The 14276-nt window shown below is 70.8% G+C and carries 4 protein-coding genes; all 4 read left to right on the forward strand.

Annotated elements, in window-relative coordinates; all coding sequences use genetic code 11:
• Positions 1-1809: FkbM family methyltransferase (locus D7V88_RS29850; RefSeq protein WP_120544020.1), on the forward strand; the 1809-nt coding region annotated here is incomplete at its 5' end.
• Between the two features lie 16 nt (positions 1810-1825).
• Complete coding sequence (locus D7V88_RS29855; RefSeq protein WP_120544021.1) at positions 1826-10222, forward strand: non-ribosomal peptide synthetase; 8397 nt, start codon at positions 1826-1828, stop codon at positions 10220-10222.
• 33 nt (positions 10223-10255) lie between these two features.
• The gene (locus D7V88_RS29860) at positions 10256-13066 is read left to right on the forward strand and encodes a type I polyketide synthase (protein WP_120544022.1); all 2811 of its coding nucleotides are present in this window, start codon (positions 10256-10258) and stop codon (positions 13064-13066) included.
• A gap of 31 nt (positions 13067-13097) precedes the next feature.
• Positions 13098-14114: a patatin-like phospholipase family protein gene (locus D7V88_RS29865; protein WP_120544023.1), complete on the forward strand. Its 1017-nt coding sequence runs from the start codon at positions 13098-13100 to the stop codon at positions 14112-14114.
• The last annotated feature ends 162 nt before the right edge of the window (positions 14115-14276 follow it).

Raw genomic sequence — 14276 nt, forward strand, 5'->3', positions numbered from 1 at the left:
CCCCTGGGCAGGCCCGTCGCCAACACCCGCGTCTACGTCCTCGACGCCCACCTGCGGCCCGTCCCTCTCGGCGTCCCCGGGGAGCTCTTCCTCGCGGGTGTCCAGCTTGCTCGCGGCTACCTGCACCGCCCCGCCCTCACCGCGGAGCGCTTCATCCCGGACCCTTTCAGCCCCACGCCCGGCGCACGCCTCTACCGCACCGGAGACCTCACCCGATGGCTGCCCGGCGGCGTCCTCGAGTTCCTCGGCCGCCTGGATGAGCAGGTGAAGCTGCGCGGCCTGCGCATCGAGCTGGGGGAGATTGAAGCCGCACTGCGCCTGCATCCCGCCATCTCCCAGGCCGTCGTCGTCGCTCGACGCGATACCCCCGACCGACTCCAGCTCGTCGCCTACGGCGTTCCGTCGATGGAGCAGGCCCATCCGTTGCTGCGCAGGGTGCGCTGGCAGAAGGAGGGCCTGCTGGAGGAGACCACGCTCCGGGAGCTGCCCAACGGGATGACGGTCACCCACCTCAACCCGGGTGAAACAGACTTCCTCTACGAGGAGATCTTCCACCAGAACAGCTACCTGCGGCACGGCCTCACGCTGCGGGACGGGGACTGCGTCTTCGACGTGGGCGCGAACATCGGCCTCTTCACGCTCTTCGCGGCACAGCAGGCCCGGAAGGTGCGCGTCTTCGCCTTCGAGCCCATCCCGCGCATCTTCGAGAAGCTGCGCATGAACGTCGCGCTGCACGGCGTGGATGCCGTGCCCATCGAGGCGGGCCTCTCCCGTGAGCAGGGACGCGCCACCTTCACGTACTACCCGCATGTCTCCATCGTCTCGGGTCGCTTCGCCGACGCGGGCGAGGAGCGCGCGGTCGTCGCCGCGTACCTCCAGGGTCAGCAGGGCACATCCCCGGGCACGGCGCCTGACAAGGCCCAGGTGGATGAACTGCTCACCTCCCGCCTGCGCGGCGAGCAGGTGGACTGCCAACTGCGGACCGTGTCCGACGTCATGCGCGAGCACGGCGTGGAGCGCATCGACCTGCTGAAGGTCGACGTGGAGAAGAGCGAAGCGGACGTCCTCGCGGGCATCGCCGAGGAGGACTGGCCCCGCATCCGACAAGTGGTCGTCGAGGTGCACGACAAGGACGGTCGGCTGGAGCAGCTCACGCGGTTGCTCAAGCAGCACGGCTTCGAGCTCGTCGTCGAACAGGAGGAGGGACTCCAGGACTCCGGCCTTCACGGCATCTGGGCGCGGCGGCCCGAAGCCACGGCTCCCACGCGCGCGTCGCGAACGCCCGTCCCGCTGCCCTTCAGCAGCCCACGCACCTGGGCCGAGGACCTGCGGCAGTCGCTCGCGCGCACGCTGCCGGAGTACATGATTCCGGAGTTCTTCGTGCCCCTGGACGCGCTGCCGCTGTCTCCGTCCGGGAAGCTGGATCGCCGCGCCCTGCCCGCGCCGGACCTCTCCTCGCTCCGTCAGGGGCGGGACCTGGTCCTTCCGCGCACGCCGGATGAACAGCTCATCGCGTCCATCTGGCAGGCCGTCCTGGGCCTCACCGAGGTCGGCGTCGATGAAAGCTTCTTCCGGCTGGGCGGGCACTCGCTGCTGGCCACGCAGGTGCTCTCCCGGTTGAGGGACGCACTCCAGTTGGAGCTGCCCCTTCAACTGATTTTCGACGCCCCCACCGTGGCCACCCTGGCCCAGGCCCTCGCGGCGCTCCGCCAGAGCGCGGCGCCGCAGCCCTCACCGACCGCCATCCCCAGGCTCTCCCGGGAGCGCCACCGCGCGAAGAGCCCTCCGCCGAACAAGCCTGGCACCTGAGCCCAAGAGCCTCCCCATGTCCGCCGACACGCTGGAAGAAGCCTTCTCCTTCGCACCGTCCTTCGCGCAGGAGCGCCTCTGGTTCCTGGACCAGATGGAGCCGGGCAACCCGTTCTACAACATCCCTTCGCCCCTGCTGCTGACGGGCCCGCTGGACCTGGAGGTGCTGCGCGCGAGCCTCGGCGAGCTGCTGCGCCGCCACGAATCCCTGCGCACCACGTTGATCCGCGAGGAGGGCCTGCCCGTCCAGCGCGTGGCCGCCGAGCCGCGGCTGGCCCTGCCCGTCACCAGCCTGGAGCACCTGCCCGAAGCCGAGCGCGGCGCCGAGGTGAAGCGCCTGGTGGCCGAGGAGGGCGCGCGCCCCTTCGACCTGGAGCACGGCCCGCTGCTCAGGGCCCGCGTGCTGAAGCTCTCCGGCACGTCCCATGTCCTGCTGCTGGTGATGCACCACATCATCTCCGACGGGTGGTCCCTGGGCGTGCTGCTGCGGGAGCTGGCCACGCTCTACGGCGCCTTCGCCCAGGGCGCGCCCAGCCCGCTGCCGGAGCTGCCCATCCAGTACGCGGACTTCGCCCACTGGCAGCGGGAGTACCTGGCCGGCGAGGTGCTGGAGAAGCAACTGCGGTACTGGAAGCAGCAGCTCACCGGCGCGCCGCCCCTGGCCGCCCTGACCACGGATCGGCCCCGCCCGGCGGTTCAACGCTACCGGGGTGAGGCCGAGCCCATCGAACTGCCTCGCGCGCTCACCACCGCGCTCAAGCAACTCAGTGACAGCTCCGGCGCCAGCCTCTTCATGACGCTGCTGTCCGGCTTCTCCGTCCTGCTCTCCCACTACGAGGGGAGCGAGGACATCGTCGTGGGCTCGCCCATCGCCAACCGCACGCGCGCGGAGCTGGAGCCGCTCATCGGCTTCTTCGTCAACACGCTGGCGCTGCGGGTGGACCTCTCCGGCGACCCCCGCTTCACGGAGCTGCTGCTCCGGGTGCGGCAGTTGACCCTGGACGCCTACGCCCACCAGGACATGCCCTTCGAGCGTCTGGTGGAGGTGCTGCGTCCGGAGCGCAGCCTGAGCCACAACCCCATCGTCCAGGTCGTCTTCGCCTTGCAGAACGCCCCCGCGCCCGGCGTGGAGCTGCCGGCGGGCTTGCGGATGAGCCAGATGGAGTACGAGAGCGGCTGGGTGCGGTTCGATCTGGAGCTGCACCTCTGGGAGACGCCGACAGGGCTGGGCGGCCGCTGTCTGTACAACACGGACCTGTTCGACGCGGCCAGCATCCAGCGGCTGCTCGGCCACTACCGCAACCTGCTGGAGGGGCTCGTGGCCCGGCCCCAGGCCCGGGTCTCCGCGCTGCCCATGCTGACGGCCGCCGAACGGGCCCAGTTGCTCGACACGTGGAGCGGCTCGCGGTCCGCGCCTTCTTCGGAAGACTGCATCCCGGACCTCTTCAGCGCGCGGGCCCTGGCCACGCCGGAGCGCGTGGCCTTGAGCCTGGGCACGCGACAGCTCACCTACGGGGAGCTCGAAGCCCGCTCCAACCAGCTCGCGTGGCACCTGCGCACGTTGGGGGTCGGGCCGGAGACGCCCGTGGCGCTCCAGGTCGAGCGCTCGTTCGAGATGGTGGTGGGGCTGCTCGGCATCCTCAAGGCGGGGGGCGTCTACGTCCCGTTGGATCCAGCCGATCCTCCCGCGCGTCGGCGTGCGCTGCTCGAACTGTCAGGCGCATCCCTCATCCTCACGCAGCAGCGGCTGGCCGCCCCGCTGCGTGAGACCGGGGCCCGGGTCCTCCTGCTCGACGAAGTGGACGGTGCGCTCGCGTCCGCCCGCCAGGACCGCTTCCCGGTGTCCCTCCACCCGGAGCAGTTGGCCTACATCCTGTTCACCTCGGGCTCCACGGGTGAGCCCAAGGCCGTGTGCGTGCCTCACCGGGGCGTGGTCCGGCTCGTCAAGGACGCGGACTACGTCCGGATCCACCCGGACGACGTCTTCCTCCAGTTGGCGCCGCTGGCCTTCGACGCCTCGACCTTCGAAATCTGGGGCAGCCTGCTCAACGGCGCCCGGCTGGCCATCATGCCGCCCCATGCGCCGACGCTGGAGGAGATCGGCGCGGCCCTCCGCCAGCACGGGGTGTCCATCCTCTGGATGACCGCGGGCCTGTTCCGCGTGATGGTGCAGGAGCGCCTGGAGGATCTGCGGCCGGTGCGTCAGTTGCTGGCGGGCGGTGACGTGCTGCCCGTCGCCGAGGTCCACCGGGTCCTGGAGTCGCTGCCGGGCTGCCGGCTCATCAATGGCTACGGGCCCACCGAGAACACCACCTTCACCTGCTGTCATCCCATCACCCGGCGGCCCACGGGCGCGGTGCCCATTGGCCGCCCCATCTCCCAGACCCACGTCTACGTCCTGGATGCGAACCTGCGGCCCGTTCCCCCCGGCCTGGTGGGGGAGCTGTACGCGGGGGGCGAGGGCGTGGCGCGCGGGTACCTGGGCCGTCCGGACCTCACCGCGCAGGCCTTCGTGCCCCACCCCTTCAGCGACGTGCCGGGTGCGCGGCTGTACCGGACGGGAGACCTCGCGCGGTGGCTTCCGGACGGCACGCTCGCGTTCGTCGGCCGCGATGACGGACAGGCGAAGCTGCGCGGCTTCCGGATCGACCCCGGCGAAATCGAGAGCCTGCTCGCGCGCCACCCGGCCATCAGGCAGGCCGCGGTCGGGATTCGCGAGGACACCCCGGGCGACAAGCGGCTGGTCGCCTACGTCGTCCCCGAACCGGACCAGGGCCCGCCAGCGGAGGCCGTCCAGGGGCTCGTCGCGGACCACGTGTCCGGCTGGCAGAAGCTGTTCGACCAGACCATCTACGGCAACGAGCAGACCGCGCCGGATCCGCTCTTCAACACCCAGGGCTGGGTGAGCAACTACGACGGGCAGCCGCTCCCCGTGCCGCACATGCGCGTCTGGGCGGAGGACATCGTGGGGCAGGTGCGCGCGCTGCGGCCGGAGCGCGTGATGGAGCTCGCCTGCGGCACCGGCATGCTGCTCTTCCAGCTTGCGCCCCACTGCGCGAGCTACGTGGGGACGGACTTCTCTCAGGTGTCGCTGGACTACGTGCAACGACAGGTGGAGTCCCAGGGCACGCGCTTCGCGAACGTGCGGCTGGAGCGCCGGCTGGCGGACGACTTCCAGGGCATCGAGCCGGGCTCCTTCGACGCCGTCATCCTCAGCTCGGTGGTGCAGTACTTCCCGGACATCGACTACCTGCTGAAGGTGCTCGAAGGCAGCCTCCGCGCCGTGCGCGAAGGCGGCTTCATCTTCCTGGGCGACCTGCGCAACTTCACCCTGCTGGAGGCGTTCCACACGTCGGTGCAGCTTCACAAGGCGGAGCCGCACGTCGCCGCCGGGGAGCTCGCGCGGCGCATCCGCAAGCAGGTGGCGCAGGAGACAGAGCTGACGGTGGACCCCGCCCTCTTCCCCGCCCTGCGGGCCCGGTTCCCGGAGATAGGCCAGGTCCAGGTGCGGCTGGAGCGGGGGCGCGAGCAGAACGAGCTGACCCGGTTCCGCTACCACGTCGTCCTGCACCGGGGCCCCGCGGCCCGCGCGGACGCGACGCCGGAGACCCTGCCCGCGTCCGTCGGGCTCGACGCCCTGGGCGAACGCCTGCGCCAGGGAGCACCTGACGGGCTGCGCGTGCTGGGGCTGCCGAACGCCCGCCTCCAGCCGGAGCTGCGAGCCCTCCAGGCGCTGTCGTCCCCTGCCGGTGCCCGGACCGTGGAGGACCTGCGGCGCGAAGTCGAGGCCGCGCCCCGAGGCGTGGACCCCGAGGACCTCTGGCTCCTGGGCGAACAGCTCGGCTACGACGTCGCGCCGTGCTGGTCCGACGTGGAGCCGGGCCGCTTCGACGTGCTCTTCACGCGCCCGGGCCGGGCGTCGCGCTCCGCCGAACACCTGCCGCTGACGGGCGGCCCCGCGCACCCCAGGCCCTGGAGCACCTACGCCAACCGGCCGCTCCAGCCCCGGACCCATTCGCACCTCTTCCAGCAGCTCAAGGACCACCTGGAGCAGCACCTGCCGCGCTACATGGTGCCCGCGGCGTTCGTGGTGATGGACGCGCTGCCGCTCAACGCCAACGGCAAGGTGGAGCGCGCGGCACTGCCCATCCCCGAGCTGCCCCAGGCCACGAGCGAAGCGCAGGTCCTGCCCCGCGACGCGACGGAGCAGACGCTCGCCACCCTCTGGGTCGGCCTCCTCGGGCTGTCCCGGGTGGGCGTGCACGACGACTTCTTCGAGTTGGGCGGACACTCGCTCCTGGCCACGCAGTTGCTGTCCCGGATGCGGGAGCACTTCCACGTCGAGCTCCCGCTGCGCAGCCTCTTCTCCGCGCCCACCATCGCAAGGCTCGCCGTGCTGGTGGAGGCGGCCCTCCAGGAGCAGCGAAGCAGCCAGGGTGCCAGTGCCCAGGAGCCGCTGCCCACGCTCGTCGCGGACCTTGCGGGGTTGCACGAGCCCTTCGCCCTCAATGACATCCAGCAGGCCTACTGGCTGGGACGCGGCGAGGCGTTCTCCCTGGGCAATGTCGCGGCCCACGTCTACTTCGAGCTCGAGTGCGAGTCGTTGGACGTGGAGCGCTACGCCCAGGTGTGGCGCCAGTTGATCGCGCGGCACGACATGCTGCGCATGATCATCACCCCGGACGGCCGCCAGCGGATCCTCGAACGGGTGCCTTCCTTCCAGCTCGCCACCCGGGACCTGCGCGACCTGCCCGAAGCGGAGCGCGCCGCGGTCCTGGAGGACGTGCGCCAGGAGCTGTCCCACCAGGTGCTCGCGACGGACCGCTGGCCCCTCTTCGACATCCGGGCCAGCCTGCTGGGCGGGGAGCGTGTCCGCCTCCACCTGAGCTTCGACGCGCTCATGGCGGATGCCCACAGCCTCTCGCTCCTCTTCCGCGAATCCTACGCGCTCTATCGCCAGCCGGAGCGGTCCCTGCCTCCGCTGGAGGTGTCCTTCCGGGACTACCTGCTCGCGGAGGAGGCCCTGCGAGACACCAGCGCCTGGCAGCGCTCGCGGGACTACTGGTGGAACCGCCTGGACACGCTGCCCCCGGCCCCCGAACTGCCGCTGGCCAGGAACCCCGCGACGCTGGAGCAGCCGCGCTTCCAGGTGCACCAGGAGCGGCTCGCGCCCGACGTCTGGAAGCGCCTGAAGGCGCGCGGGCAGGAGGCGGGGCTGACGCCCTCCGGACTCCTGCTGGCCGCGTTCTCGGAGCTGCTCGCGACGTGGAGCCGGCGCGCGGACTTCACCCTCAACCTCACCCTGTTCCGCCGGCTGCCGCTGCACCCCCAGGTGAACGACCTCGTCGGAGACTTCACCTCGCTGGTGCTCCTGGCGGTGGACACCTCGCGCCCCGGGTCCTTCCAGGAGCGGGCCCGGGCCCTCCAGCAGCGGCTTTGGGAGGACCTGGAGCACCCCTACGTCAGCGGCATCGGCGTCCTGCGGGAGCTCAACCGCCGGCAGGGAAACCTGCCCGGCGCATCGACCATGCCCGTGGTCTTCACCAGCACGTTGGGGCTGGAGTCGCTCACGCCCGGCGCGGAGGTGTTGGAGGAGCTGGGCCGGCCGTTGTTCGCCAGCAGCCAGACGCCCCAGGTGTGGCTGGACCATGGCGTGACGGAGCGCGAAGGCGCGCTGCTGCTCATCTGGAGCGTCGCCGAGGAGCTGTTCCCCCCCGGGATGATCACCTCCATGTTCCAGGCCTACGGCGCGCTGCTGCGAAGGCTGGCGGACTCGGAGGCCGCCTGGCGCGAACAGCGACCGCTCCTGCTGCCTCCGGAGGAATTGGCTGCGAGGACGGCCGCCAACGCCACCTCGGCGCCCCTCGACGCGGAGCTCCTGCACACCCAGGTGCTCGCGCAGGCCCTGCGCACCCCCCAGGCCACCGCCCTCATCGCGCCCTCACGCACGCTGAGCTACGCGGAGCTGGACGCACAGTCGGCCCGGTTGGCCACGAGGCTTCGGGAGCAGGGCGCACGCCCCAACCAGTTGATCGCCGTCGTCATGGACAAGGGCTGGGAGCAGGTCGTGGCGGTCCTCGGCATCCTCCGCGCCGGGGCGGCATACCTGCCGCTCGATGCCCGGCTCCCGGCGGAGCGCCTGCGCGGGCTGCTCGAGGACGCCGGCGTGGAGCAGGTGGTGACCCAGCCATGGATCGCCGAACGCGCGACGTGGCCCACCACGCTCCGGACCGTGCGGGTGGATGAGGGCCTATCACGCGGCGAACACCCCTCGCTCGGAGCGCCGCTCCAGGGCCCGGAGGATCTCGCCTATGTCATCTACACCTCGGGCTCCACCGGCAAGCCGAAGGGCGTGATGATCGACCACCGGGGCGCCATCAACACGGTGCTCGACATCAACCGGCGCTTCGGGCTCGGTACCGGGGACCGGGGGCTGGCGCTGTCCTCGATGAGCTTCGATCTCTCCGTCTGGGACGTCTTCGGCGTGCTGGCGGCGGGGGGCGCGCTCGTCCTGCCCGAGTCGAATGAACACCCGGATCCGGACCACTGGGCGGAGCGCGTGGCGCTCGAGCACGTCACGGTGTGGAACTCGGTGCCCGCGCTGATGGAGCTCTACCTGTCCGCGCTGGAGCGGCGCCAGGAGCAGGCCCCCGCCTCACTGCGGCTCGTGCTGCTGAGCGGTGACTGGATCCCGCTGAGCCTCCCGGGCCGGCTCGCGGCCGTGGCGCCCGGGGCCCGGGTGATCAGCCTGGGAGGTGCCACCGAGGCCTCCATCTGGTCCATCGCCCATCCCATCGAGCACATCGACCCGGCCTGGCAGAGCATCCCCTATGGCCGCCCCCTGGCGAACCAGCGCTTCCATGTCCTGGACGCCGGACTCCACCCCCGGCCGAACGGCGTCGCGGGCGAGCTGTTCATCGGCGGCATCGGCCTGGCGAAGGGCTACTGGCGCGATGAACAGAAGACCCGCGAGCGCTTCATCGTCCATCCGGTGACAGGCGAGCGGCTCTACCGGACCGGAGACCTCGGGAGGTACGCAGCGGACGGCACGCTCGAGTTCCTCGGCCGCGAGGACGCGCAGGTGAAGGTGAACGGGTTCCGGGTCGAGCTGGGCGAGATTCGCGCGGCCCTGCTCGAACACCCGCGCATCAAGGACGCCGTCCTCACCGCCAACGGCGAGCGCTTCGAGGCCAAGAAGCTGGCCGCCTACCTCGTGCTGAAGGAAGACGGCGGACAGGCGCCCGCGAAGCAGGAGGACGCGCACGCGGGGGGCATCGCCCTGGCGGGTGGGGACCGTCCGCGCGAGGACTTCTTCCGACGCCGCAGCCACCGACGGTTCGACCCCGCCGCGCTGGAGGCGGAACAGCTCGGGCGGCTGCTGGGCGCGCTGACCGCGCACCGGGCCCCGGGGCCGCGCGGGCCCAAGTACCGGTACGGCTCTCCGGGAGAGCTCTACCCGGTGCGGACCTACGTGTTCATCAAGCCGGGCCGCGTGAAGGGGCTGTCCGCGGGCACCTACCTGCATGACGCCGCCAGCCACCGGCTCATTCCCCTCTCGGAAGGTTGGACGGGGGACTCGGACAGACCGCTGGTCGCGCCAGACAACCAACCCCTGCTCGACGGCGCGGCCTTCTGGCTGTTCCTGGTGCTGGACCGTCAGGCCAGCACGCCGAAATACGGGGACATGGCCCTGCATTACGGACTCATCGAGGCGGGTCTGATGACCCAACTGCTGGAGTTGGAGGCAGCGGATTGCGGGCTGGGGCTCTGCCAGCTTGGGAGCCTGGATGTGGAAGTGATTGGCCCCCGACTGCGGTTGGACGGGCGGCACGCCATCCTCCATTCGCTGCTCGGAGGACGGGCGCTCCCGGGGGAAGCCGTCGCGGTCGCGTCAGGAAACCTGCCGGAGCGTGCGCCCTCGACGGGGGGACTGGAGCAGGAGCTGCGCGTCTTCCTTTCCACGCGGCTGCCCGACTACATGATTCCCGCCACCTTCACTCCGATGGACGCGCTGCCTTTGACGCCCAACGGCAAGGTGGACCTCAAGGCACTGCCAGAACCTTCGCAACCGCCCTCCGCCTCGCGGGTCCGCGTCGCGCCGCGCAATGAATTGGAGGCGCGACTGGCGCAACTGCTGACCCAGGCACTGGGCATCGACAACCCTGGCGTGTACGAGAACTTCTTCGAGCTGGGCGCCCACTCGATGCAGCTTGTCAGGTACCATGAGCACATCCGCGAGGCATTGCAGCTCGACTTCCCCCTGGTGGAGATGTTCCACCATCCCTCGCTCAGCGCACTGGCGGAATTCCTGTCGCGCCCCACCGAGGGGGACCGCGACGTCGAGGCCTCCGACGAAAGAGCCGAGCGCCGCAAGCAGCTCCAGCAGCGTCGTGGCCGTCCCCGCGGCAGGTAGTGCCCGCCCCACCGTCCTTCGAGAGACGTCCGAATGAAGCCCACCTCCGTCCCCCCAGCTCCAGACCTGTCCGATGACGCTGACGCGCAGGGCCACGGCGTCGCCATCATCGGCATGGCCTGCCGCTTCCCCGGGGCGCGCACTCCGGCGGAGTTCTGGGACAACCTGGCGCGGGGGGTGGAGTCCATCACCCGCTTCACGCCCGAGCAGCTCCGGGAGGCCGGCGAGTCCGCCGAACTGCTGAAGCACCCGCGCTACGTTCCGGCCGCGCCCATCCTCGACGACATCGATCAATTCGACGCCGGCTTCTTCCGCTTCAGCCCGGCCGAGGCCCGGGTGTTGGATCCCCAGCAGCGCTTCTTCATGGAGGTCTCCTGGGAGGCGCTGGAGCACGCGGGCTATGTGCCGGAGTCCTTCCCGGGCACCATCGGCGTCTACGCGGGCTCCAGCACCAGCCAGTACGCCAGCCTCATCCGTCCGGGGAGCGCGGAGGCCGCCAACCCCTTCGCCCTCTTCGGCAACGACAAGGACTACCTGACGACGCAGTTGTCCTACCGTCTGGATTTGAGGGGCCCCAGCCTCGGAATCCAGACGGCCTGCTCCACGTCGCTCGTCGCGGTGCACCTCGCCTGCCAGAGCCTGCTCGGCGGCGAATGCGACCTGGCCCTGGCGGGCGCGGTCTCCATCAGCGTGCCCCACCTGCGGGGTTACGTGCATGAAGAGGGCAGCAGCGTGTCCCCCGAGGGCAGTTGCCGGGCCTTCGATGCGAAGGCGAACGGCACCCCCTTCGGCAGCGGGCTGGGCGTCGTCATCCTCAAGCGCCTCTCGGAGGCAATCGAGGATGGGGACACCATCCACGCCATCATCAAGGGCTCGGCGCTGAACAACGACGGAGCCCTCAAGGTGGGCTTCGCGGCGCCGGGTGGAGACAGTCAGGCGCGCGTCATCCGCGAAGCGCTGGTCGTGGCGGACTGCGAGCCCGCGTCCATCTCCTACGTGGAGGCCAATGGGACGGGCACGCCGCTGGGAGACACGATTGAAGTCTCCGCGCTGAACCGGGCCTTCGGGCTGCCCGCCACCGCGCGCGACACCTGCGCACTGGGGTCGGTGAAGACAAACATCGGGCACCTGTCGGTCGCCTCGGGCATGGCCGGGCTCATCAAGACGGTGCTGGCGCTGGAGCATCAGCAGGTGCCCGCCAGCCTGAACTTCGACAGCCCCAACCCACGGCTCGACTTCGCGCAGGGCCCCTTCTTCATCAACACCGCGCTGAAGGACTGGCCCGCCCCCCAAGGCCCCAGACGGGCCGGCGTGAGTGCCTTTGGCATTGGCGGCACGAACGCGCACCTCATCCTGGAGGAGGCGCCTCCTCCCACGGAATCCGCCCCGGCCCGGAGTCAGCAACTCCTGCTGCTTTCGGCGCGTTCAGCCCAGGCCCTGGACGCGGCCGCCTCCCGTCTGGCCACGCACCTGGAGCAACACCCCGGACTTCCGCTGGAAGGGGTGGCGCACACGCTGCACAGGGGCCGCCGCCACTTCGATCACCGGCGCGCCGTGGTGTGTGGCGACAGCCGCGAGGCAAGCCAGGCGTTGAGGCGGACGGTGACGGTCACCCGGGTGCCACCGGAGCCGCCGCAGGTGCACTGGCTGCTTCATGGCGGGGGCATGGCCGCGCTGGAACTGGGCCGAGCGCTCTACCCGGTCGAAGCACGCTTCCGCGAGGCCGTCGATCGCTGCGCGTCCATCGTCGGGCGGCTGCTGGGCCGGGATGCGCGCACGCCGTTTCTCGGGACCTCGAAGGCCGCAAGCGTGGAGCCGTGGTTCGAACACCTGGCCCCGGGCATCGTCGCCTACGGGCTGGCCCAGGTGTGGAGCGCCTGGGGCGTGCGGCCCGCGAGCATCGTCGCCTACGGCTCCACCGAAGCGGTGGCCGCCAGCCTCGCGGGGATCATGTCCCTGGAAGACGCCCTGGCGTGGACCTGCGCGCGCAACCCCGCGCTCCACGGACAACCGTCCGAACGTCCCCCGAGGCTCACGCCCCCGACGCTACCCCTGCGCATCGGCCGGCAGCGCGAGTGGCTCACCGAGGAGACGGCCACGCTTCCGGGCACCTGGGCCCGCCCCTGGGGTGAACCCAGGCCTTCGGAGGGCGACCTGCGGGCGCTCCTCCAGGAACGCCAGGGCGTCATCCTGTGCCTGGGGCCGCTCGCGGACGACGTGCGGCTCGCGGCAGAGCCCCGGCTGCTGGCCCCGTCCGCCAGCACCGCGGACCGCCACGCCGCCGAAGCGGACCTCCTGGGATGCGCGGGGCGGCTCTACGAACGGGGCCTGATGCTCGACGGACAGGCGCTGTACGCGCAAGCCGCGCCGCGCCGCCTGCCGCTGCCCACCTACCCCTTCGAGCGCCAGCGCTTCTGGGTGGAGTCTCCCCCCGCCCCCACCGCCACGGTCCCGGAGGCAGCGGTGCTCCCCTCCGTGACGTCGGGGACCCCTGTGTCCCTGCGCTTCCGTTCGCTCGCGCAGATCGAACATGCGCTCACGGTCCTCTGGAAGGATCTGCTCGGCGCCGAGCAGGTGACGCCGCGGAGCAGCTTCGCCAGCCTGGGAGGCTCATCGCTGCGCATCACGGAGTTGCAGCGAAGGCTGGGTGCCACCTTCGAGATTGAAGTCCCGCTCGCCGTGCTCATGAGGGATCCCTCCCTCGCGGAGCTGTCCGTGGCGGTGCTGTACCGATGTCTGGGCAACAGCCAGCAGGGCCTGCTCGCCCACCTGCAGGAGCTCTCGGACGAGGATGCCGAGCAGTTGCTGCACCACGGCCAAGGCCTCGAAAGAAGCCCGCGTTGAACCCCTTCCCGCGCCAGTGAGGTAGCCCACCATGACCACGAAGCGACCCAAGGCAATCCTGACCATGGATGGAGGAGGCCCCAACAACCTCCTCACCACCCTGCTCCTGCAGCGCATCGAGAATGCGCGGCCGGGGTTCCTGAAGGGGATCGACGTGATCTCCGGCACCTCCTCGGGCAGCGTGACGACGCTGATCCTCGGCGCGAGCGAGGACCGCGTGGCCGGCATCAACCAGGCCGTCAGCGTGATGAAGGACTCCACCTCCACCATCGGTCCGCACCCGCTCCCGCAGGCGCTGCTCGGGCTGACGGGGACGGCCCCCTTCATCTGTAACAACCAGGCCCAGGAGTACTTCGGCAACCTCTTCCAGGGCCTGACGATGAAGGACCTGCACCTGCCGACGATCATCCCCGCCTTCCAGCTCGACAACCAGGCCCAGTTGGAAGCCAACCGGGCCTGGCGGCCGGTGCTGCTGCACAACCTGGAGTCCATCCCGTCCGCGACGCCGGATCTGCTGGTGGTGGATGCCTACCTGCGGACCACGGCGGTGCCCATCATGATGCCGCCCTACCAGGGCTTCATCGACGGCGGCTACTTCGCGGACAACCCCGCCATGGCGGCGCTGGCCCTGGTCGTCGAACAGGCGAGGCGCGCCACCGGCAGGTCCCGGCGCAACGCCATGGGGGACGTGATGATCCTCTCGGTGGGAACGGGGAGAAACCCCCTCTACCTGGAGACGACGAAGGAGAGCGAGCCCTGGGGCTACCTCAAGTGGCTGCTGGATCCCGCCAACCCGTTCGCCGCGCTGACGGCGGTCTTCGACGGATCGCAGGAGTTCGTCGACTACCTGTGTGAGTCCCTCCTCGAACCCGAGGCCTACTTCCGGCTCGACCCCCCGCTGTCGGTCCAGATCCCGAGCCGCGACGCCCTGGCCCTGGAGAAGCACCAGCATCGCTCGCTGCTCGACAAGCTGGAGGACATCGCCATGGCGGTCCCGCTCGGGCCGGTGCTCGCGTGGCTGGACCAGGCCCAATGGTGCCGCACCTGAGCGACCTGTAGCGGGTGCCAGGGCCCCGCTCAGGGGCCCAGGCCCTGCCCCCACGGCGGAGGGCAGGTGCGCCGCACCGCGTGGAACAGGCGGTCCCTGGCGCCCCCGTGCCCGGGGGGGCCCGCAGGCGGGGTGCCCTGACGGCGCCGGACGGCCCGAAAC

It is taken from the genome of Corallococcus terminator (genome assembly GCF_003611635.1).
Classification (GTDB): Bacteria; Myxococcota; Myxococcia; order Myxococcales; family Myxococcaceae; genus Corallococcus; species Corallococcus terminator.